Source organism: Gordonia sp. (in: high G+C Gram-positive bacteria) (assembly GCF_052106715.1).
Taxonomy (GTDB): Bacteria; Actinomycetota; Actinomycetes; order Mycobacteriales; family Mycobacteriaceae; genus Gordonia.
This window is the reverse complement of record NZ_JBQEDL010000016.1, coordinates 1-21,748: the sequence shown is the minus strand read 5'-3', so window position 1 is coordinate 21,748 and position 21,748 is coordinate 1. Positions and strand designations below refer to the sequence as shown.

21 protein-coding genes are annotated in these 21,748 nt (G+C 66.4%); 14 read left to right on the top strand and 7 right to left on the bottom strand.

From position 1 onward, the window contains the following. Positions 1–6: 6 nt before the first annotated feature. Complete coding sequence (locus ACTIMF_RS09965) at positions 7–483, bottom strand: hypothetical protein (RefSeq protein WP_442350131.1); 477 nt, start codon at positions 481–483, stop codon at positions 7–9. A gap of 184 nt (positions 484–667) precedes the next feature. On the opposite strand from ACTIMF_RS09965, the gene purF reads away from it, so the two are divergent. After that, positions 668–2,245 (top strand): amidophosphoribosyltransferase, encoded by a 1,578-nt coding sequence (gene purF, locus ACTIMF_RS09960; protein WP_442350130.1) that lies wholly within the window; start codon positions 668–670, stop codon positions 2,243–2,245. Between the two features lie 115 nt (positions 2,246–2,360). After that, on the top strand, positions 2,361–3,458 hold the full coding sequence (gene purM / locus ACTIMF_RS09955; protein WP_442350129.1) for a phosphoribosylformylglycinamidine cyclo-ligase: 1,098 nt from the start codon (positions 2,361–2,363) through the stop codon (positions 3,456–3,458). A 172-nt stretch (positions 3,459–3,630) separates the two neighbouring features. Here the strand turns inward: purM and ACTIMF_RS09950 are convergent, their stop codons facing one another. Then, positions 3,631–3,810 (bottom strand): DUF3073 domain-containing protein, encoded by a 180-nt coding sequence (locus ACTIMF_RS09950; RefSeq protein WP_442350128.1) that lies wholly within the window; start codon positions 3,808–3,810, stop codon positions 3,631–3,633. A gap of 162 nt (positions 3,811–3,972) precedes the next feature. After that, the gene (gene ygfZ / locus ACTIMF_RS09945) at positions 3,973–5,169 is read right to left on the bottom strand and encodes a CAF17-like 4Fe-4S cluster assembly/insertion protein YgfZ (RefSeq protein ID WP_442350127.1); all 1,197 of its coding nucleotides are present in this window, start codon (positions 5,167–5,169) and stop codon (positions 3,973–3,975) included. A gap of 23 nt (positions 5,170–5,192) precedes the next feature. Here ygfZ and ACTIMF_RS09940 point away from each other — a divergent pair, with 23 nt between their 5' ends. From ACTIMF_RS09940 to ACTIMF_RS09915, 6 genes are all read left to right on the top strand, one after another. Then, positions 5,193–6,050, top strand: coding sequence for an aminodeoxychorismate lyase (locus ACTIMF_RS09940; RefSeq protein ID WP_442350126.1), 858 nt, complete (start codon positions 5,193–5,195; stop codon positions 6,048–6,050). A gap of 164 nt (positions 6,051–6,214) precedes the next feature. Continuing rightward, entirely contained in the window at positions 6,215–7,780 is a 1,566-nt protein-coding gene (locus ACTIMF_RS09935; protein ID WP_442350125.1) for a cytochrome ubiquinol oxidase subunit I, read from the top strand. A 12-nt stretch (positions 7,781–7,792) separates the two neighbouring features. Beyond that, positions 7,793–8,851 (top strand): cytochrome d ubiquinol oxidase subunit II, encoded by a 1,059-nt coding sequence (gene cydB, locus ACTIMF_RS09930; RefSeq protein WP_442350124.1) that lies wholly within the window; start codon positions 7,793–7,795, stop codon positions 8,849–8,851. Beyond that, the gene (gene cydD, locus ACTIMF_RS09925) at positions 8,835–10,511 is read left to right on the top strand and encodes a thiol reductant ABC exporter subunit CydD (protein WP_442350123.1); all 1,677 of its coding nucleotides are present in this window, start codon (positions 8,835–8,837) and stop codon (positions 10,509–10,511) included. The genes cydB and cydD overlap by 17 nt, the downstream gene beginning before the upstream one ends. Next, positions 10,501–12,159, top strand: coding sequence for a thiol reductant ABC exporter subunit CydC (gene cydC / locus ACTIMF_RS09920; protein ID WP_442350122.1), 1,659 nt, complete (start codon positions 10,501–10,503; stop codon positions 12,157–12,159). Before cydD ends, cydC begins: the two co-directional genes overlap by 11 nt. A 205-nt stretch (positions 12,160–12,364) precedes the next feature. After that, positions 12,365–12,859, top strand: a complete 495-nt coding sequence (locus ACTIMF_RS09915) for a ferritin (RefSeq protein WP_442350121.1) — start codon at positions 12,365–12,367, stop codon at positions 12,857–12,859. 117 nt (positions 12,860–12,976) lie between these two features. Here the strand turns inward: ACTIMF_RS09915 and ACTIMF_RS09910 are convergent, their stop codons facing one another. The 4 genes from ACTIMF_RS09910 to ACTIMF_RS09895 all read right to left on the bottom strand — a co-directional run bounded on the left by ACTIMF_RS09910 (position 12,977) and on the right by ACTIMF_RS09895 (position 15,996). Then, positions 12,977–13,594, bottom strand: coding sequence for an FABP family protein (locus ACTIMF_RS09910; RefSeq protein ID WP_442350120.1), 618 nt, complete (start codon positions 13,592–13,594; stop codon positions 12,977–12,979). 241 nt (positions 13,595–13,835) lie between these two features. Beyond that, positions 13,836–14,141 carry a DUF1416 domain-containing protein gene (locus ACTIMF_RS09905; RefSeq protein ID WP_442350119.1) on the bottom strand — a complete coding sequence of 102 codons (306 nt, stop codon included), beginning with the start codon at positions 14,139–14,141 and terminating at the stop codon, positions 13,836–13,838. Positions 14,142–14,173: 32 nt separating this feature from the next. Then, the gene (locus ACTIMF_RS09900) at positions 14,174–15,001 is read right to left on the bottom strand and encodes a sulfurtransferase (protein WP_442350118.1); all 828 of its coding nucleotides are present in this window, start codon (positions 14,999–15,001) and stop codon (positions 14,174–14,176) included. Between the two features lie 104 nt (positions 15,002–15,105). Next, positions 15,106–15,996 (bottom strand): LmeA family phospholipid-binding protein, encoded by an 891-nt coding sequence (locus tag ACTIMF_RS09895; RefSeq protein WP_442350117.1) that lies wholly within the window; start codon positions 15,994–15,996, stop codon positions 15,106–15,108. A 90-nt stretch (positions 15,997–16,086) separates the two neighbouring features. Here ACTIMF_RS09895 and ACTIMF_RS09890 point away from each other — a divergent pair, with 90 nt between their 5' ends. From ACTIMF_RS09890 to pstB, 6 genes are all read left to right on the top strand, one after another. Next, positions 16,087–16,788, top strand: coding sequence for a winged helix-turn-helix transcriptional regulator (locus ACTIMF_RS09890; RefSeq protein ID WP_442350116.1), 702 nt, complete (start codon positions 16,087–16,089; stop codon positions 16,786–16,788). Between the two features lie 48 nt (positions 16,789–16,836). Further along, complete coding sequence (mshD, locus tag ACTIMF_RS09885) at positions 16,837–17,724, top strand: mycothiol synthase (protein ID WP_442350115.1); 888 nt, start codon at positions 16,837–16,839, stop codon at positions 17,722–17,724. Between the two features lie 154 nt (positions 17,725–17,878). Further along, positions 17,879–18,946, top strand: a complete 1,068-nt coding sequence (pstS, locus tag ACTIMF_RS09880) for a phosphate ABC transporter substrate-binding protein PstS (RefSeq protein ID WP_442350114.1) — start codon at positions 17,879–17,881, stop codon at positions 18,944–18,946. Positions 18,947–18,975: 29 nt separating this feature from the next. After that, the gene (gene pstC / locus ACTIMF_RS09875) at positions 18,976–19,998 is read left to right on the top strand and encodes a phosphate ABC transporter permease subunit PstC (RefSeq protein WP_442350113.1); all 1,023 of its coding nucleotides are present in this window, start codon (positions 18,976–18,978) and stop codon (positions 19,996–19,998) included. Positions 19,999–20,000: 2 nt separating this feature from the next. Next, on the top strand, positions 20,001–20,858 hold the full coding sequence (gene pstA, locus ACTIMF_RS09870; protein WP_442350112.1) for a phosphate ABC transporter permease PstA: 858 nt from the start codon (positions 20,001–20,003) through the stop codon (positions 20,856–20,858). A gap of 2 nt (positions 20,859–20,860) precedes the next feature. After that, on the top strand, positions 20,861–21,637 hold the full coding sequence (pstB, locus tag ACTIMF_RS09865) for a phosphate ABC transporter ATP-binding protein PstB (RefSeq protein ID WP_442350111.1): 777 nt from the start codon (positions 20,861–20,863) through the stop codon (positions 21,635–21,637). The last annotated feature ends 111 nt before the right edge of the window (positions 21,638–21,748 follow it).

The following is a 21,748-nucleotide window of genomic DNA, read 5'->3' as shown; positions in this document are numbered from 1 at the left end:
ACCGCGCTAGAACGCCTTCTGCTCGGCGGTGCACTGACCCGAGGTCAGGTGCGTGGGGTCCAACGAGCTGGTGTTGGAGGCGGACGCTACGAATGTGATGCGACCGACGCCGGTCTTCACGCCGGGGAACTCGAGGGTGTTGTTCGGTCCGACGACGCGTTTGGACGTCTGCTCACCGCCGTTCTTGCCGGTGTCGAGGTTGGCCCACGTGAACGAGACGTCCTGGTGATAGCCGATGATCGAGACCGCATCGGTCTTCAGGGTGATCGTCATCTTCCCGCCGCCGTCCGCGTTGGCGCGAAGTACCGTGGTGGCCTGCAGCGGGAGGGGAGAGACGTTCGGATTCAGGTAGGTCATGGTGCAGGTTGTCGAGGGCTCTGCCGCTGCCTCGCCTGTGACGCCGAGCGGTGCGAGCACCGCGGCGGCCCCCATAACGGCGGACCCCACAGCGGCGGCGGTCAGGCTTACTGATCGTGCTCTCACTTTCGATGTCCCTTCGGTTGTGATCGCACCCGGTCCTGCGTGCACCGGGCCGTGCATAGTATGTCGCTCGTCACGTACTGACCGTTAGCCTGCGCACTCGGACTATCCGCAGCTTTCCCAACCGGCCTCCCGGTCAGTACGCTTGGGGTACGCCCGTCCAGCCCACGACATGGAGCGTCGCCCTGTGACTGATCTTTCGATCACCTCCCGCAATCTCCTCTCACCTACGCAGCAGGCATCTACTCAGCCAGACGAGGTCGAGAACGAGCCGCGCGAGGAGTGCGGGGTCTTCGGGGTGTGGGCGCCCGGCGAAGACGTTGCCAAGCTGACCTATTACGGCTTGTATGCGCTGCAGCATCGCGGGCAGGAAGCCGCTGGAATCGCGGTGGGCGACGGTGCGCAGGTCCTCGTCTTCAAGGATCTCGGTCTGGTCAGTCAGGTGTTCGACGAGCAGACGCTCGCCTCGATGATCGGTCACGTGGCCGTCGGGCACTGCCGGTACTCGACCACCGGCTCCACGACGTGGGAGAACTCGCAGCCGATCTTCCGGCATACCGACGCGGGCAGCGGTGTGGCACTCGGGCACAACGGCAACCTCGTCAACACCGCTGAGCTCGCCTCGCGTGCGCGTGACCTGCGATTGTACGGTCCGCACGCCACCGCGACCTCCGACTCCGACGTGGTCGGAGCCCTCCTCGCACACGGCGCTGCAGACAAGACTCTCGAGCAGGCGGCAGTCGAGCTCCTGCCGAGCCTGAAGGGGGCGTTTTGCCTGACCTTCCAGGACGAGAGCACCTTGTACGCGGCACGTGACCCGCACGGTATCCGCCCGCTCTCGCTCGGCCGACTCGATCGTGGCTGGGTCGTTGCTTCCGAGACCGCGGCGTTCGACATCGTCGGCGCGTCGTTCGTCCGTGACATCGAGCCGGGCGAACTGCTCGCGATCGACAGCAACGGAGTCCGCAGCACCCGGTTCGCCGAGCCGACACCGAAACTCTGCATCTTCGAGCACGTCTACCTCGCCCGTCCGGACAGCGTGATCCACGGTCGTTCGGTGCATTCGGCGCGTGTCGACATCGGTCGGCGCCTGGCACGCGAACAGCCCGCCGAGGGCGAACTGGTGATCCCCGTTCCCGAGTCCGGGACACCCGCGGCCGTCGGTTTCGCGCAGGAGTCGGGGATCCCGTACGGGCAGGGCCTGATGAAGAACGCCTACGTCGGTCGCACGTTCATCCAGCCGTCGCAGACCATCCGTCAGCTCGGCATCCGTCTCAAGCTGAATCCGCTCCGCGAGGTGATCCGCGGCAAGAAGCTCGTCGTCGTCGACGACTCGATCGTGCGCGGCAACACCCAGCGCGCGCTCATCCGCATGCTCCGCGAGGCCGGGGCCGTCGAGGTGCATGTGCGCATCGCGTCGTCGCCGGTCCGGTGGCCGTGCTTCTACGGCATCGACTTCGCCTCGCCCGCGGAGCTCATCGCCAACGGTATGGAGTCCGAGGAGCACATGGTCGACGGTGTGCGCCAGGCGATCGGTGCCGACAGCCTCGGCTACATCAGCGTCGAGGGCATGGTCGAGGCGACCGGCGAGAAGCCGTCCGAACTGTGTGCGGCCTGCTTCGACGGTACGTACCCGATCGAGCTTCCGTCCGAGACCGCGATGGGCAAGGCCGTGTTGGAGACCATGATGCCTGCGTCGAAGGAAGCGGGCGCCGACCGGCTGGCCGCTCCGAACGACAACGTCAGCGCAGTCATGCGCCCGTGATTTTCCGATCTCAGAGAGAGATCGTTCCCCGCACTCAGGTAGCGTGAGTGCGTTGACCATGGCGTCGGTCGGTGTGCGGCCGCGCCTTTAGCGAGTGTGTAGGAGAAGCGCCACCATGACGGACGGGGCTGCCGACCAGGCATCCGGGAATGCAGCGGGCGGTGCGTCGTACGCGGCAGCCGGTGTGGACATCGATGCGGGTGAGCGCGCGGTTGAGCTGTTCGCTCCGCACGCCAAGCGGGCGACTCGCCCCGAAGTCATGGGCGGCCTCGGTGGGTTCGCCGGACTCTTCTCGTTGAAGGGCGACTACCGTGAGCCGGTCCTCGCGGCGTCGAGCGACGGCGTCGGCACCAAACTGGCTGTCGCGCAGGCGATGGGTGTGCATGACACCGTCGGGCGGGACCTGGTCGCGATGGTCGTCGACGACCTCGTGGTCTGCGGAGCACAGCCGTTGTTCCTGCAGGACTACATCGCGGTCGGCAAGGTGATCCCGGAGACGGTCGCCGACATCGTGAAGGGCATCGCCGACGGCTGCGTCGACGCCGGCTGTGCCCTGCTCGGCGGTGAGACAGCAGAGCATCCGGGCGTCATGGACGACACCCACTACGACATCTCGGCGACCGGCGTCGGCGTCGTCGAGGCCGATTCGATCCTCGGCCCGGACCGCGTCCGACCGGGCGACGTCGTCATCGCGATGGGGTCGTCGGGTCTTCACTCGAACGGCTACTCGTTGGCGCGCAAGGTGCTCCTGGAGTGGGGCCACCTCGACCTCGGCGGTCACGTCGAAGAGTTCGAGCGCACCCTCGGTGAGGAACTCCTCGAGCCGACCCGGATCTACGCGAAGGACTGCCTGGCACTCGCCGCCGAGACCGAGGTCCGCACATTCGCACACGTCACCGGTGGTGGACTGGCCGACAACCTCGGCCGAGTCGTCCCGACCGGTCTCGAGGCGGTCCTCGAGCGCAGTTCGTGGAAGCCCGCCCCGGTCTTCTCGCTGATCGCACAGCGTGGCCGCGTGGAACGCGACGAGATGGAGCGCACTTTCAACATGGGGGTCGGCATGGTCGCAATCGTCGCCCCCGAAGACACCGATCGCGCGCAGGCGATTCTCACTGCCCGTCACGTCGACAACTGGGTCCTCGGCTCGGTCAAGCGCGGCGAATCCGCAGCCAACGGTTCCGCGTATCTGGTCGGAGACCATTCACGGTTTTGACAGTCGGAGACCATTCACGGTTCTGACTTGCACGACGAAGGCCGCCGACCTCGGGTAGGTCGGCGGCCTTTGCGCTTGCTTCGTTCACTCAATCGGTGACAGAGACTCGCCTCGGTCAGTTGATGGGGCTGAACTGACCGAAACGGCGTCGCGCAACTTTACGAGACAGCGCTCAGGCGTGTCGCCACTCGTCGCTTCGGCTGTCCTCATCCGACCAGGTGTCGGTGAACGACTGCTCGCCACTCCCGCCCGACAACTCGCGCTGCAAGCTGTCGAAGTCAGTATTCGGGGTGGAGTACTTCAGCTGACGTGCAACCTTCGTCTGCTTTGCTTTAGCCCGGCCGCGGCCCATATGGGACCCCCTCGCACAATGACGGGGCGGCCATCTTAGTGGCGGCCCCGTTCTATTCGTTAGTAGTTCTCGTAGGGACAGTCTAGCGCGCAGACGCAATTAAGTCTCCTCGCCTCCGTCCGAGAACACCGCGAGAGCCGTCACATGACGTGTCTCACAAGGTCAGGAGCGTCCGCGGAGTCGTTCCTGGGCGGCGCGCCCGGCGGGGATCGCGCCATCCGGGGCGTACAGATCGGCGTCGATGCGCGCGGCGGTGCCCGATTCGTCGGCTCCCGGCTCGACGTCGCCCGCGATCAGGGCGGCGTCCACGGGAACCGACCGCTTCACGAGCGCGAGCGCGATGGGGCCGAGCTCGAAGTGGTCGACGACGGTGCCGACGCGGCCGACCGTGCGTCCGCCCGCGGCCACCGGATCACCGGTCTCCGGGCGGGTGGCCGAGCTGCCGTCCAAGTGGAGCAATACGAGACGGCGCGGTGCGCGCCCGATATTGGCGACGCGGGACACCGTCTCCTGGCCCCGGTAGCAGCCTTTGTCGAGGTGGACTGCTCCGTGCTCGTCCGGGCCGCCGATCCAGTCGGCCTCCTGCGGGATGGTGCGCTCGTCGGTGTCGACGTGGAGTCGGGGACGGCCCGCGGCCACGCGCAGCGCTTCGAGGGCCCACATGCCTGCCGGGTCTGCGCCCGCGTTCGTGAGCTCGTGCCACCAGCGAGCGAGGTCGTCGCGCGGGACGACGACATCGACGACGGGCGCGGTCCGCCCTTCTCCGATCGGCGGCATCACGCGCCAGAAGCCGAGCGGCTCGTCGTCGTGATGCAATTCCGGGAGGTTGCCTGCGGCGTAGACGTCGGCGTCGGCGGGAATGTCGAGCAGTTCGGCGATCGCACCGGAGCGGATCTCCGGGCCCACCAGCGTCAGGACCGCCATGTCGGTGCGCTCGGTCGGAGTGACCTGTGCCCAGAAGACCATCTTGGTCAGGAACTCGAACAGCGGCGTGCTCCGGTCGGCTTCGGTGTCGAGCCAGGTGACCTCGTCGATGTCGGTGAGCACGAAGTGGTCTTCGACGCGCCCGTTCAGGTCGAGGGACAGGTTCTCGGCGCTACGACGATCCGCGAGTCCGGACACGTGCTGCGAGGAGATCGTGTGCAGCCACGTCAGTCGTTCGGGGCCCGCGAGTTCGATGACGCCGCGGTCGCTGCGGTCGACGACTCCGGCGCTGCGAGTCGCCGTTCGTTGTTCTCCCAGCGGATCGCCGTAATGCCAGGCGACTCCGGGACTCTGGTCGCCCTCGGGTGTGGGGACGGCTCCGGGGACAGAGGTGAGAATGGGGGAGGGAGCGGGCTGAATCGATTCCGCGGTCATGTCGCCAGTCTACGGTGGACGACGTGATCGTGGTCGATGGTGACGGGTGCCTCCGTGATGAGCATGCGCCGCTGCTGTTCGGGGACGACCTCGGCGTCCTGCACGGCGACGGGGTGTTCGAGACAGTTCTGGTGCGCGAGGGGCGAGCCCGGCTCGTCGACGCTCACCTGGCGCGGCTGGTCGACGGCGCGGCACGCCTGGACCTACCCGAACCCGATATCGAGGCGCTGCGTCGCGCCGTCGTCGTGGCCCAGGACGGCTGGGTGCAGGAGGGGTGGGCGACGCTCCGCGACGGCGCGCTGCGCATCGTCTACAGCCGCGGCCGCGAATCCGAGCCGGATACACCGACCGCGTTCGTGACGGTGTCGCCGGTGCCGGAGCGGGCCGCGGCGGCTCGACGTGGCGGAGTGAGCGTCACTCTTCTGCCGAGGGCCCAGGACCCGGACGTCGCCGCACCGTGGGAGCTGTCCGGCGCGAAGGTGTTGAGCTACGCGCGCAACACCGCGGCACTCCGGCACGCACACGGCAACGGTTTCGACGACGCGATCTACTTGTCGTCGGCGGGTTCGGTGCTCGAAAGCCCGCGTGCCAACGTCGTCGCCGTGCTCGACGGCGGGTTGACGGCGACGCCGCCCGGCGACGGGATCCTCGCGGGAACCACGCAGGCCGCGCTGTTCGACGTCGCGAGCCGACGCGGCATCGCGGTCCGGTATCGGCGAATGACCCCGGACGATCTGGTCCGAGCGGACGGTGTGTGGCTGCTCTCGTCGCTCACTCTCGCCGCGCGGGTGCGTCGAATCGACGATCGGGTGCTGAAAGAACCGCCGAATCGTGCCGTCGATGTGGCGAAGCTCGTCATCGACGCGATCGCCGCGCGATGATGTAATCGCCGCCGCGGTGCGTTGGGCTCGAATGATCGGGGCCTTTGGTCTCGTGGGTCACGATGGGGTTGTTTTCCCACCCATTGCTACTACGCTCCGTAGTAAGAGGCTCGGTACGAGGCCTCGGGGCACCGGCTCTTGGGATCGACGATTGTGAGGCGAGCGTGGATGTCGTTGACATTTCCAGGTGGCAGTTCGGGATAACGACCGTCTACCACTTCATCCTGGTGCCGTTGACCATTGGTTTGGCGCCTCTGATCGCGGTGATGCAGACCGTCTGGCACCGCACCGGGAACGAGCAGTGGCTACGCGCCACCAAGTTTTTCTCCAAGCTCTTCCTCATCAACTTCGCGCTCGGCGTCGCGACCGGCATCGTGCAGGAGTTCCAGTTCGGTATGAACTGGAGCGAGTACAGCCGCTATGTCGCCGACGTGTTCGGCGCTCCGCTCGCGATGGAAGGTCTCGTCGCGTTCTTCCTCGAGTCGACGTTCATCGGACTCTGGATCTTCGGGTGGGGTCGGCTCCCGCGTCGTGTGCATCTCGCGTGCATCTGGCTGGTCGCCATCGGCGTCAATGCGTCGGCGTACTTCATCATCGCCGCGAACTCGTTCATGCAGCACCCGGTCGGCGTGGCCTGGGACGAGGCGCGCGAACGCCCGCGGATGAACAACTTCCTGGCCGTCATCACCAACAACACGACACTCGTGGCGTTCCCGCACGTGATCGCGGGCGCATTCCTCACGGCGTCGACCTTCGTCGCGGTGATCGGCCTGTGGTGGATGGCGCGCAACGGCTACCGCGCCCGCAAGCTCGAAGAGGCGTCGGCGTCCGGCGACGACTCGCAGGTGCCGACCACCACGTCGCCCAGCCAGATCGATGCGACGCCGGAAAGGCTGCGCCGCGACAACGCCACGCTGTGGCGACCGGTCACCATTCTCGGCCTATGGGTGATTCTCGCGTCCGGCATCGGGCTGTTCATCACCGGCGATCAGCAGGCCAGGCTGATGTTCCAACAGCAACCGATGAAGATGGCGGCGGCCGAATCGCTGTGCGAGACCGAGACCGGTGCGAGCTTCTCGGTGCTGAGCATCGGCCGTCAGAACAACTGCGACAACATCGAACACGTCATCGCGATCCCCAACATGCTGTCGTTCCTGTCCGACCACAGCTTCGACAGCACCGTGCAGGGCGTCAACGAGCTGCAGGCCCAGTACCAGCAGGCGTTGAACATGCCGAACCAGAACTTCGCGCCCAACTTGTTCATCACCTACTGGGGCTTCCGCGCCATGATCACCTGGGCGCTCGGCTCGGTGATCGTCGCTATCGGCGGGCTCTGGTATCTGCGACGAGGACGAAGCGTGGTGCCGCGCAAGGTCGGCACGGTGATGCTGTGGATGCTGCCGACGCCGTTCCTGGCCAACGCGTCCGGCTGGATCTTCACCGAGATGGGCCGTCAGCCGTGGGTCGTCGTTCCCAACTGGGCCGATCCCGACGGTGACCCGCTCCGTATTCACATGTTGGTGCAGGACGGGGTCTCCAACCACACGTCGCCGATCGTGCTGACCTCGTTGATCGGCTTCACCCTGCTGTACGGCGCGCTCGGCGTCGTCTGGTTCTACCTGCAGAGACGCTATGTGATCGACGGTCCAAACGAGAAGGACGCGATCGCCCCCGACGTCGGAGCCGACTCGGACTCCGACTCCGACAAACCGCTGTCGTTCGCGTATTAGAGGAGTGCACCGATGAGTCTGGAGACATTCTGGTTCGCGCTCGTCGCGGTCCTGTTCGTCATGTATTTCGTCCTGGAGGGCTTCGACTTCGGCGTCGGCATGCTGCTCCCGTTCCTCGGTCGCCGCAGCGAGCCCGACGGTGACAAGCGTCGTCGAGTGCTGCTCTCGGCGATCGGTCCGGTCTGGGACGGCAACGAGGTGTGGCTGATCACCGGCGGAGGCGCGTTGTTCGCCGCGTTCGGCGGTTGGTACGCGACCATGTTCTCGGCGTTCTATCTGCCGCTGTTCTTGATCTTGATCGGGTTGATCGTCCGCGTCGTCTCCATCGAGTGGCGCGGCAAGATCAACGACCGCAAATGGCGCGCATGGTGCGACGTCGGAATCGGACTGGGGTCGTGGCTGCCGGCCGTCCTGTGGGGGGTGGCGTTCGCGAACGTGGTCCGCGGCATCCCGATCGGCGCGGACGCCCAGTACACCGGTGGCTTCTTCAACCTGTTGAACCCGTACGCGCTCCTCGGGGGTCTGACGACCGTCCTCGTGTTCATCACCCACGGCGCGGTGTTCCTCGCGTTGAAGACGACGGGCGACCTCCGCGAGGAGGCGCAGACCCTCGCATGGCGTCTGGCGATTCCGAGTGCCGTCGTCGCCGCAGCATTCCTGCTGTGGACCCAGCTCGAATACGGCAAGGACTGGACGTGGGTGATCGTCGGGATCGCCGCGGTCGCAGCGGTCGTGATGGTCATCGGCGCGTACCTGCGCCGAGAGGGACTCTCGTTCGGTGCGACGTGCGTCGCCATCGCAGGCACGGTCGGGCTGCTGTTCTGCGTGCTGTTCCCGAACGTGCTGCCGTCGACTACCGACGCCGCGTACAACCTGACCGTCGGCAACACGTCGTCGAGCCATTACACGCTCGTGGTGATGACCTGGGCCGCCGCGATCATGACCCCCGTCGTGCTCGCCTACCAGGGGTGGACGTACTGGGTGTTCCGTCAGCGTCTGTCGGTCGGCCGGATCCCCGAGCACGGCGGCCTGCCGTTGCGCGAGGAGGCGCCGGATGCCGGACGAAGCTAGGACACCGCCCTTCGATCCGCGACTTTTGCGGTACTCGGGCTCCGCGCGCCGCTACAGCGTCGCCCTCGCAGCGTTCTCCGTCGGAACCGTCGTCGCGGTGATCGCGGGCGCCGTCGGTCTGGCCGGGCTCCTCGGTGAGCTCGTCACCGAGCCGTCGGCGCGGAGCTTCGGTGCTCAGGGCGTGCACTTGTCGGTAATCGCGGCAGCGTTCACGGTGCGCGCAGCCGTGTCGTATCTGCAGGAGCGCTACGCGCACCGGGCCGCGCTGTCGACGATCGCCGAACTGCGAGCGAGCGCCGTCGACGCCCTGACCGACGCGACCCGGACGTCGCCGCATCGTCTCGCGGCCGAACGGGATCGCTCGTCGACCGTCCTGCTGCGGGGACTCGACGCTCTCGTCGACTACCTCGCCGACTATCTGCCCGCCCTGATGTCGACGGTGATCATCACCCCGCTGGTGATCGTCGTCATCGCCTGGGCCGACTGGCCGTCGGCGCTGATCATCGTGTTCACCCTCCCGCTGATCCCACTGTTCATGGTGTTGATCGGGCTGCTCACCCGCGACCGGACACGCCGCAAACTCGACGCGATGAGCAACCAGAGTTCGCAGCTGCTGGATCTGCTGACCGGACTGCCTACGCTTCGCGCTATCGGCCGTTCTATCGGGCCCACCCGGCGCGTCGACGAACTCGGCCGCGAATTCGGTCGGACGACCATGTCGTCGCTGCGGATCGCGTTCTTGTCCGGAGCGGTACTCGAGATGCTTGCCACGTTGAGCGTTGCGCTGGTCGCGGTCGGGATCGGTCTGCGCCTGGTCTTCGGTGACATGAGCCTGTACGCGGGCGTGCTCGCGCTCGTCCTCGCTCCGGAGGCGTACGCGCCGCTGCGGCGGATCGGCTCGACGTTCCACACCGCACAGGACGGGATCCTTGCTGCGCGCGATGTGCTCGACGTCTGCGCGCGCACCGGCGAGCCGGTGGGGACCCGAACGCTCGACGTGGCGGGCCGCGCCGTCGACGTCGACGACGTCGGGGTCCGCACCCGTGACGGCTGGACGCCCCGCGGAGTCAGCGGCAAGTGTGCGCCCGGCCGGGTCACGGTGGTCTGCGGCTCAAATGGTTCGGGCAAATCGACGCTGCTGTCGGCGATCCTGGGACTCGAGACGCCCGACGAGGGCGCCATCCGCATCGGTGGGGTCGACGTGCGCGAACTCGCGCCCGACGCATTCCACGCCCAGGTGGCGTGGCTGCCGCAGCACCCGGTGATCGTGACGGGGACCGTCGAGGAGAATCTGGCGGTCTTCGGCAGGCTGGACGCTGACGCCGTGGACCGTGCCGGTGCCGCGGTCGGCTTCGACGACGTCCTCGCAGACCTGCCGGACGGGACCGCGACGATGCTCGGCTCCGACGGGTCGGGACTCTCGGCCGGCCAGCGGCAACGACTGGCGCTCGTCCGAGTCCTCGCGTCCGACGCCTCGCTCCTGCTCTTGGACGAACCGACTGCCCACCTCGACGACGACACCGCGGGCCGGGTGTTGGACGCGATCGCCGCGCGCGCCGCCGCGGGCGCCACCGTCGTACTCGTCTCGCATCGGGCTGCCGCGCGCTCGATCGCCGACACCGTCGTAGCCGCGGTGCCGGAGGCTGCCGATGTTCGGTGACGATCCGCTGCTGCGCGCGCTCGACTTCGCCGGAATGCGTCGGCGCACGCCGCTCGCCGCGATCGCACTCGGTGCGGGCGGCGCCTTGTCGGCGCTCAGCCTCGCCGCGTTGTCGGCATGGCTCATCACGCGGGCCTGGCAGATGCCGCCGGTCCTGTACCTGTCCGTCGCGGTGACCGCCGTCCGCGCTCTCGGCATCTCCCGGGCCGTGTTCCGGTATCTCGAGCGCCTCGCCACCCACGACGTCGCGCTGCGCGCGATGGCGACCGCCCGGGCACGGCTCTACCGAGTGCTCGCAGGCGGCGACCCGGCGGTGATCGCCCGATCCGATCGGTCCGCATTGTTGGCCCGTACCGCCGAGGACGTCGACGAGATCGGCGATGCGGTGGTCCGCGGCCTGGTGCCGATGGCCGTCGGTGCTGTCACCTCGCTCGCCGCCGTCGCGATCATGGCCGCCGTCTCTCCGGTGTCTGCCATGGTCCTCGCGGTGGCCCTGGTGATCAGCGGAGTGCTCGCACCGTTGGCGGGGGCACGCGCGTCGTCGCGGATCGTCGCCGACGGCGCGCAGGCCCGCGAACAGGTCGGTGCGGGCGTCACGGGATTGCTGTGGCACGCAGGAGAACTCACTGTCGCGCGGCGTCGCGATCGAGCGTTGACGCAGCTGCGTGACGCGGACGAACGCCACGCGCGCGCCGTCGACGCAGCTGCCGCGAGGCAGGCCGGCGCGGCATCGATGACGCCGATCGCGATGCTCGTCAGCGTCGTCGCGGCGGCCGTGATCGCCGTCGACCTTGCCTCCCGTCTGCCCGGATCGTTGATGGACGCGTCGTCGTCCGACGGAGTCGTCACGCCGATGCTGCTCGGAGTCCTCGTCCTGATGCCGTTGTCCTCATTCGAAGCGACCGGACCGCTGACCGACGCGGCGATCGCATGGGAGTCCGGACGGCAGAGCGCGGCGCGCGTGATGGCGTTGGTGGCCGCCGCCGGACCAGCGGTCGTCACCGCCGACCCCGAGTTCGATCCGCGACCGGCGACCCTGATCGCCCGCAGTCTGCAATGGGGACGCGAGCGAGCACTCGGCCCGGACAGCGGCATCGATCTGCGGCTGCGACCCGGCGACCGGCTTCTCGTCACAGGACGCAGCGGAGCGGGAAAATCAACGTTGGGGATGACGCTCACGGGGCTGCTCACTCCGCTTGGCGGATCGGTGGCGAGCGAGCCTGCGGACCTCGACCGTTCGGCGGCATACTTCGCCGAAGAGGCGCATCTGTTCTCCACGTCCGTCCGGGAGAACATGCGGGTGGCTCGCGGCGACGTGACCGATGGTGAGATCGTCGACGCGTTGACGGACGTCGGGCTCGACGGCTGGCTCGCATCGCTCCCCGAAGGTCTCGATACCGAGTTGGCCGGTGCCGCATCGGTCAGCGGCGGTCAGCGTCGCCGGCTCCTCGTGGCGCGTGCCCTGGTGCACGCGGCACGCATCGTTGTTCTCGACGAGCCCACCGAGCATCTCGATCTGGCCGATGCGCCCGCGATGTTGCGTCGAATCTGCGACCGGACCGATCTTTTCGGTCCAGAACGCATCGTGGTGGTAATCACGCATCAGCCGACCGTCGTCCACGGCGTTCCGATCATCGAAATCAGCTGACCAGCGAAATCGACTTATAAGGTTATTTATCCTTGCCTTCTTTCAGGTAGGAAAGCCTAATGTAAATACTCGCGTAAAGCGCTATGACCTGCAGATAAGGTATGCCGTACCTGGCTGGACGGATTCAATTTCGTGGCTATTCTGGATCATGTCCGAAAGAATTCGAGGGCTCCTGAATTCTCTCTCTGAACGTAAGGAAAACGCCATGAAGATGAGCGAACAACTCGAAGTTGAATTCATCAAGCAGATCACTCGCGAGTACGAGTCGTCGTTCCTGTACCGCCAGCTGGCGATCGAGATGGACGTGCGTGACCTTCCCGGCATGGCGTCGTGGCTGCGCGCACAGTCGGCGGAAGAGCTGACCCACGCCGACCGGCTCATCGACCACCTCACCGATCGCGACAACCATCCGGTGATCGGCGACATCACCATCCCGTCGGTCAAGGTCGAGAAGATCCAGGATGTCTTCGAGATCGCGCTCGAAGCCGAGCGCAACGTCTCTGAGGGGATCCGCACGCTGTACCGCCAGGCGGAGGACGAGCGTGACCTCGACTCCCGCCCGGTGATCGACTGGTTCATCTCCGAGCAGGTCGAGGAAGAGTCCACCGTCTCTGAGATTCTCGGCCGACTCCGCATGGTCGACGGCGACGGCTCCGGTGTCCTCCGCATCGACGCCGAGCTGGCATCGACCGGCGCGTAAGCGCGACCATCCCCAAGAACCAACACCGCTCAGCACCGGCACCTGTCTATCGACCGGTGCCGGTGCTGAGCGGTGTTGGTTGCGTTGCGAGTCAGTGGTGGTTGTCCGCCGAGGCGACTATCCGATGACGCGGCGCAGTTTCGCGGACAGCCGCGGCGTGAGTTCGCCGTCGGCGTCGACGCGTTCTTCGACGTAGGCGAGGTCGCCGTCGGGGACCAGCCCATACAAGCGCTTCGCGCCTCCGGTGTGGACGCCGGTCTCGGTGCGCAGCGTGACGTCGGTGGTCAGGTTCCAGGACGTCTGGTTGAGTGGTCGGCCGTAGAACAGTTCGATCACGCCCTCGGCGTGGGTGAGGAGTAACTCGATGTCGTCGTCCTCGCTGATCCGCCAGAAGCCGGATTCGCGGAGGTCGGGGCCCAGGTAGGCGCCGTCTTCATCGGTCTTCCACGAGCGCGACTGCCAGATGAGGTAGTCGCCGCCGTCATGGCTGACGACGATCTGCTGGCCGAACTGGTAATCGTCGCCGGTGATCGGGTCGTGGCCTTCGCCCTCGCCTTCCCAGACGCCGACCATCGGAAGCAGTGCGAGCAACGAGGGGCTCAGGTCGGGGCCTTCGCGTAGATTCGCGGTGTCGACCGGGAGGGGGAGATCGCCGATCGCGGGCACGTTTCTACCGGCGGTCTCTTGAGCGCGAAGCTCGGCGTCGGAGATCGCCTCGTTGCCCGAACGAGTCATGATTCGTCGTTGACCAGGCGGTAAACGGTGTACAGCGCGAACCACACGATGAGCACGGACGCGAGACCAAGCAGGATTTCGAAGAAAAGGACCACGGAGCAGATTCTACCGCGCACCCATCGGTCCGTTCGACGGTGGTCGGCGACTGCCGGATATGTCACACCGCCGGATACGACGATGCCCCCGGTCCGACGGGGCGGACCGAGGGCATCGAGATCCCACGATTACTTCGAGACGGCGACTACTTCGAGACGGCGACGTCCTGGTTGTAGACGCCGGGACCCTCGGGCGAGACGGTAACGTCGCCGTTGCCCTGTGAGCTCAGCGCACGGAGCGTCCAACTCCCGGGGGCGGCGAAGAACCGGAAGTCGCCGGTGGCCGACGCGACGACCTCGGCGGTGAACTCGCCGGTGCCGTCGAGCAGGCGTACGAAAGCTCCCGCGACCGGGTTGCCGGAGCCGTCGACGACCTGGCCGGTCAGGACGGTCTCCTTCTCGACGTCAACGCCTGCAGGCAGAGACTGGCCCTGCTTGGGTGCTGCACACATGTGGAAAATCCTCTCAGTGAAAGTCGGGGCTGTCAGCGCTCGACGGGCGCGCCGACGAGCGAGCCGTACTCGACCCAGCTGCCGTCGTAGTTCTTGACGTTCTTCTTGCCGAGCAGCTCCTGCAGGACGAACCAGGTGTGGCTCGAACGCTCGCCGATCCGGCAGTACGCGATGGTCTCCTTCTCATCGTCGAAGCCCTTGTCCGCGTACAACGCGGCGAGGTCATCGTCGGACTTGAAGGTGCCGTCCTCGTTCGCGGTCGACGACCACGGGATGTTGATGGCGCCTGGGACATGACCGCGCTGCTGTGCCTGCTCCTGCGGGAGGTGGGCCGGTGCGGCGATCTTGCCGGAGAACTCGTCGGGGCTGCGGACGTCGACGAGGTTCTTGGAACCGATCGAGTCGATGACCTCGTCGCGGAATGCGCGGATCGAGTTGTCGGCAGCCTGTGCGACGTAGTTCGTGGCTTCGCGGGCGACGGTGTCGCTGCTCAGCTCGCGACCGTCGAGCTCCCACTTCTTGCGGCCGCCGTCGAGCAGACGGACGTCCTTGTGGCCGTAGATCTTGAAGTACCAGTACGCGTAGGCGGCGAACCAGTTGTTGTTTCCGCCGTAGAGGACGACGGTGTCGTCGTTGGAGACGCCGCGTTCGCTCAGCAGCTTGGAGAAGCCCTCGGCGTCGAGGAAGTCGCGACGGAGGCCGTCCTGCAGGTCCTCGCGCCAGTCCAGGCGGATGGCGCCAGGGATGTGGTTCAGGTCGTAGATCGACGTGTCCTCGTCGACCTCGATGAAGACGACCTTGTCTGTGTTCAGGTTCTGCTCAGCCCAATCGGCGCTGACCAGGACATCGGGGCGTGCCATGTGTGTTTCCTTTCGAAGCGATAACGAGCGCTGTCACCCTTGGGCGTGACGCAGTCCGGGTGGAGACGTCGAGATTACAACGAAACGGGTCGGCGTCCCCGATCCTAGACCGCGCAGTAATCGATGGGCTTGACAATTCGCTGATCGCTGTTCCCGGCGACGACGAGATCACTTCCCCTGCTCAGAGCCTTGCTCGGGACAGTGTTCCACGCCATCGGGAGCGGCGGGAGGACGCTCGAGAAGCGCTTGAGAACGTGTGCGCGAAATTCTGGCGGGACGTCTGCGGAGTAGTGGTCCTCGGGGCCGTCGTACAGGTCGGTGGCTTCGACGTGGACGAGACCGTCGACGACGAATACGCGCGCGCTGACGCTGATCTTCACTTTCGGCGCGGTATAGCCGGACGCCGACGGCGGGAGGCCGTGCTCGTATTCGGGCGAGTCCGGATACGGGACTGTGCCGCTGAGCATGATTCCGTCGGTGCGCTCAAGGAGCCCGTCGCCCGGACCGCCGCCGCCTGCTTTGCCTTCTGGAGCCGGAGTGTTGATGTAGAGATCGGTGATCCCCATGACTCGTCCGAGGTTCACCGAGTCGATGCGCGTCTCGGCAGTGATCGCTCCCGTGTGGATCGGGGTCGTCGCGTCGAACTTCCACACATCGCCGGTCGTGACGTCGCCGAGGCGGGCGTCGACCGTTGCCGTGCAGGCGCCGCGGTCGCCGCACCCGGTGATCGTGACGCCACGCGCGCTGATCGCCATCGACGGGAACCGGCCGTCACTCGCCCGCGTGAGAAACCCGAAGCCACCGAGGGTCACTTCGGGCTCGAAGTCCACGAGCGCCGATTCTTCGACGGCCGCCGCCACTCGGTGCTCGGCGCGCGATGCCGCGAGGGTGTCTGCCAAAAAGCCGATGACCAGTACGATCACGACCACCACGGCGGTGATGGCAGCGATCTGCGCAGCGCGGCGGGAGGGCCGGATTCGGGAAGACGGGGGCATCGGGTCTATTCTGACATCAGATCTTCACGAGCTGCGACCAGCGTCGATCGACAGTTCAGCCAAGAGGCCACGACGAGAGCGGAGTGGTGAGTGGACCTGTTGCTGTTGACGTCGGAGTCTTCGCCGGACTCTGTACTGGAATCCCTGACGCTGTTGCCCCACGATGTGACATTGGCTCTGGCCGACACGTCGTCACTGGTGAGCGCCTCCGAGGCGGACCTCGTCCTGGTGGACGCCCGCTCCGACCTCGCGAGCGCCCGCACGCTATGCCGTCTGCTCGAATCGACCGGGTCCCGCGTGGTCGCGGTGGTCGGTGAAGGATCGCTGGTCGCGGTCAACTCGGACTGGGGGATCGACGACTTCCTTCTCCCTGGAACCGGGCCGGCCGAGCTCGACGCCCGACTCCGACTGACGTCGTCTCGCGGGACCTCGCCGGAGCCCGAACTGACCGACAAGGTGACGTTGGGTGAACTGGTCATCGACGAGAGCACCTATACCGCCAGGCTGCGTGGCAAGCCGATCGACCTGACGTACAAGGAGTTCGAGCTCCTCAAGTATCTCGCGCAGAACCCGGGCCGCGTCTTCACTCGTGCCCAACTGCTGCACGAGGTGTGGGGCTACGACTTCTTCGGCGGGACGCGCACGGTCGACGTCCACGTCCGACGGCTCCGCGCCAAGCTCGGTTCGGATCACGAGTCGCTGATCGGCACGGTCCGGAACGTCGGTTACAAGGCCGTGAAACCCTCCGTCGGACGAGCGGCCGACGAATCCGGTGCCGGCGAGCCCGACTGAGATCTCGACTCCGCTCGATCAGCAGTGGGACGACTACCCTCGGAACTCATGAGCAACTCCTTCCCGAGCAGAATCGTGCGCGGTGCACTGACCGCGGCAGACGTCGACTACGCACTGACCGTGCTCGACGCGGCTGAGCGAGCCGACGGCATCGAGGCGCTCAGCGAGCAGCATCGTCTGGCGGTCCGCAACGGCGGAGCACTGCACATCGTCACCGAGCACGGGTATGGGAACGTGCTCGACGCCCGCGACGGGGAGGCTCCGATGGCGGAGGCCGTCGTCCACCCCGATCGCCGGGGAACGGGCGAGGGGCGGGCGCTCGTCGGAGCGGTGCTCCACGCGGCGGCCGAGCTCGGCGACCGCCCGCAGATCTGGGCGCACGGCGATCTGCCCGCTGCGCAGCGAGTCGCGGACGTGCTGGGGCTCGAACGCCATCGCGAACTGCTGCAACTGCGGCGCCCGCTGTCCGAGCCGCTGCCCGCCTTGCCGCAACGCGACGACCTCGTCGTCCGCACGTACCGTCCCGGCGACGACGAGGAGATCCTTCGCGTCAACAATGCGGCCTTCGACTGGCATCCCGAACAGGGCGGCTGGACGCAGCACGACGTCGATGAGCGAACCGGGGCCGCCTGGTTCGATCCGGAAGGCGTGTTCCTCGCGTTCGACGCCGCCGATCCCCACACGCTCCTGGGCTTCCACTGGACCAAGGTCGACAAGCCCGACCTCGGTGAGGTGTACATCGTCGGCGTCGATCCGACCGCGCAGGGCCGCGGTCTCGGCAAGTATCTGACCCTGGCCGGGCTGCACTACCTGGCCGAGCGGGGTCTGGGCGGAGTGGAACTGTACGTCGAAGGCGATAACACGTCCGCGCTGCATACGTACGACGGTCTCGGTTTCACGAGGTACCGCGCCGACATCACATACCGAACGGCGTGACGTCGCAACAGGCGATTCGTCCGTAAGACACCTTCTGTTCGTCTACTCGACCCGATTGTTTCTCACCCGGCCACCGACGCGTCGCCTCCCCCTAACCGCGCCTGGATAGGTTCGCTTCGAATCCCCCGAAGCAGACCGAAAGGCCATCGACCCCATGAGCGTCAATCCCAAGCTCGTTCGCAGCGCCGGTGCCGCCGCTGCCACCGCAGTGGCAGCCACCCTCGTCCTGTCCGCATGCAGCAGCTCCTCCGACGAGGGCTCCATCACCGGTGAGGGCTCGACCGCCCAGCAGAAGGCGATGGAACTGTTCTCCGACGTCCTCACCGATGACGGCAGCGTCAACCTCGACTACACCGGTTCCGGTTCCGGCGATGGCATCAAGAAGTTCATCGCGGGCGACGTCGACTTCGCCGGCTCTGACTCGCCGCTCAAGGACGACGAGATCACCAAGGCCAAGGAGCGTTGCGGAGGCAACGACGCGTGGCATATCCCGCTGGTCGCCGGCCCCGTTGCTGTCGCCTACAACCTCGACGGTGTCGACAAGCTCACGCTCGACGCGTCGACCCTCGCGAAGATCTTCGACTCGAAGATCACCGAGTGGAACGATCCGGCGATCGCGGCCCTCAACCCGGGCGTCGACCTCCCGTCGACCAAGATCATCCCGGTCCACCGTAGCGACAGCTCGGGTACCACCGACAACTTCACCAAGTACCTCAACGCCGCGGCGCCGAAGGACTGGCCGTACGAGCACAGCAAGGAGTGGACGGGCCACGGCGGTTCGGCTGCAGCGAAGTCGACCGGCGTCGGTGACACCGTGAAGAAGACGTCGGGCTCGATCGCTTACGTCGAGTGGGGCTTTGCAACCGAGAACAACCTCGGTGTCTCCCAGATAGACTTCGGTGCAGGCCCCACCGCGCTGACCGCAGAGACCGCAGGCAAGGCCCTCGATACGGCCAAGTTCGTCACGCCGGGCAGCAAGGACCTCGTCGTCGACACCGACGCGCTGTACAAGATGAAGGAGCCGGGCGCCTACCCGCTGGTTCTGACCACCTATGAGATCGTGTGCTCCACCGGCTACGACGACGACCAGGTGTCCGAGAGCCTGAAGTCGGCGTTCACCACCATCCTTGACAAGGGTCAGGACGGACTCGCCGAGGCAGGCTATGTGCCGCTGCCGGACGCGTTCAAGCAGACTCTGCGCGGCACGATCGACGCGCTGTGACCAGTCCGGATACGACTGTCGAGAGCTCTGTGAATCCAGAAGCCTCGACGGAGCCCAAGGCGGGGCGAGCTGCGAGTACGCAGCCCGCCCCGCCTTCGGGTCGTCGAGGCTCATCACGTGCGCCGGGTTCGGCGGTGTCGCGGACCGGGGATCGGGTGATGCGCACCCTCGCCACCGGCTCCGGCCTGCTCGTCTCCGTGGTGATCGGTCTGATCGCGGTCTTCTTGCTGATCCAGGCCATTCCAGCGCTTGCCGAGAACACCGCGAACTTCTTCACCTTCCAGGGGCCGTGGGCGACGTCGGGGGACCTCGCCTTCGGTATCCCGCGGCAGTTCTACGCCACAGTCCTGGTCTCGGTGATCGCGTTGATCATCGCGATGCCCGTGTCATTGGGTATCGCGCTTTTCGTCTCCGAGTACGCGCCGAAGCGCCTCGCGGCACCGATCGCCTACACCGTCGACCTGCTCGCCGCGATCCCGTCGATCGTCTACGGCCTGTGGGGCATCCTGGTCCTCGGTCCGGCGATGGTCGGCCCGAACGAATGGCTCGTGAACAATCTCGGGTTCTTGCCGTTCTTCGCCCAGCCGGAGAATGCCGCGAACATGTCGACGGGCGGCACCGTCCTGACCGCGGGCATCGTGCTCGCCGTGATGATCTTGCCGGTGATCACCGCCGTGACGCGTGAAGTGTTCGCGCAGACTCCGCACGGTCACCGTGAGGCCGCGCTCGCACTCGGTGCCAGCCAGTGGGAGGTGATCCGGTTCGCAGTCCTGCCGTTCGGCTTCTCCGGGTACATCTCCGGTTCGATGCTCGGTCTGGGTCGCGCCCTTGGCGAGACGATGGCGCTGATGCTGATCATCTCGACGGCAGGCCCGATCAACTTCAACCTGTTGGAGAGTGGCGAGACTTTCGCGACGATCATCGCCAACAACGCGGCTGAGTTCGACGACCCGCTGAAGACGGGCGCCTACATCTCGGCCGGTCTGGTGCTGTTCGCCCTCACCTTCATCGTCAACGCGGCCGCTCGCGCCGTGATCGCCAGGAAGGCGTGAGCATGGAACTGACAACGATGTCGACCCGTCGCAAGGTGACCGACGGTACCGCCCGTGTCGGCGTATCGCTGGCCGTTCTGCTCGCGATCCTGCCGCTGGGCTGGCTCGTGTGGACGCTCGTCGCCCGCGGAATCGGTCCGGTTCTCGACCCCGACTGGTGGCTGCAGTCCGAACGATACGGTGGAGCCGCCAACGCGATCGTCGGCACGCTGATCCAGACGGCGATCGCCGCCGTCGTCGCCGTGCCCCTCGGGGTGTTCGTCGCGATCTACCTCGTCGAATACGGGTCGCGCAAGAGCGTGTTGACGCGAGTCACGACGTTCATGGTCGACGTGCTGTCGGGTGTGCCGTCGATCGTCGCGGCGCTGTTCGTGTACGCGGTCTGGCGGACCACCCTCGGCCTTCCTCGGTCGGGTCTGGTCGTCGCTCTCGCCCTCGTCTTGTTGATGGTCCCACTGGTGGTCCGCGCCACCGAGGAGATGTTGAAGATCGTCTCGCAGGACCTGCGCGAGGCGGCATACGCGTTGGGCGTGCCCAAGTGGAAGACGATCCTGCGGGTCGTCCTGCCGACCGCGATGTCGGGCATCATAACGGGCATCATGCTGGCCGTCGCCCGAGTGATGGGGGAGTCCGCTCCGGTCCTCATCCTGGTCGGGGCGACACGCGCGATGAACGTCAACCCGTTCGACGGGAACCAGCAGTCACTGCCGCTGATGATGCTGCAGGAGTACAACAAGGGCCCAGGCGGCTACGAGACGGTGTGGGGTGCAGCGTTGACGCTGGTGATCGCGGTCGCGATCGTGTACCTCATCGCCCGATTGATCTCGCAGGTCACCGGCCCCGTAAAGCAAGGACACTGACCATGGCCAAGAGCCTGACCATCCAAGACCTGAACGTCTACTACGGCGCTTTTCACGCAGTCCAAGACGTCTCGCTGAAGATCCGCCCGAAGTCGGTGACCGCGTTCATCGGACCGTCCGGCTGTGGTAAGTCGACGGTGCTGCGGACGTTGAACCGCATGCACGAGGTGACGCCGGGCGCGTACACGACGGGATCGGTGAAGCTCGACGACCTCGACCTGTACGGCAAGAATGTCGACCCGGTCGGTGTGCGCACCACGGTCGGCATGGTGTTCCAGCGCGCCAACCCGTTCCCGACCATGTCCATTCGGGACAATGTGGTCGCCGGCCTCAAACTCGGCGGTGTGCGCGACAAGGCGAAGCTCGACGAGGTGGCCGAGGCGAGCCTGCGGGGCGCCAACCTGTGGAACGAGGTGAAGGACCGTCTCGACAAGCCGGGCGGCGGGCTGTCCGGCGGACAGCAGCAGCGTCTGTGCATCGCGCGCGCCATCGCGGTGTCGCCACAGGTGCTGTTGATGGACGAGCCGTGTTCGGCGCTCGACCCGATATCGACCCTGGCGATCGAGGATCTCATCGCCGAACTCAAGAGCGATTACACGATCGTCATCGTCACCCACAACATGCAGCAGGCTGCGCGCGTCAGCGACCAGACGGCGTTCTTCAACCTGAAGGCGACCGGCAAACCGGGGGAGCTCATCGAGACCGGTGACACCTCCAAGCTGTTCTCCAACCCAGAGTTGAAAGAGACCGAAGACTACATCTCCGGTCGTTTCGGCTAGTCGGGTCTCGACTCCGCTCGACCAGCGGGGCGGTCGGGTCTCGACTCCGCTCGACCAGCGGAGTGGTCGAGCTCCGCTTCCGCTGGTCGAGTTCCGCTTCCGCTGGTCGAG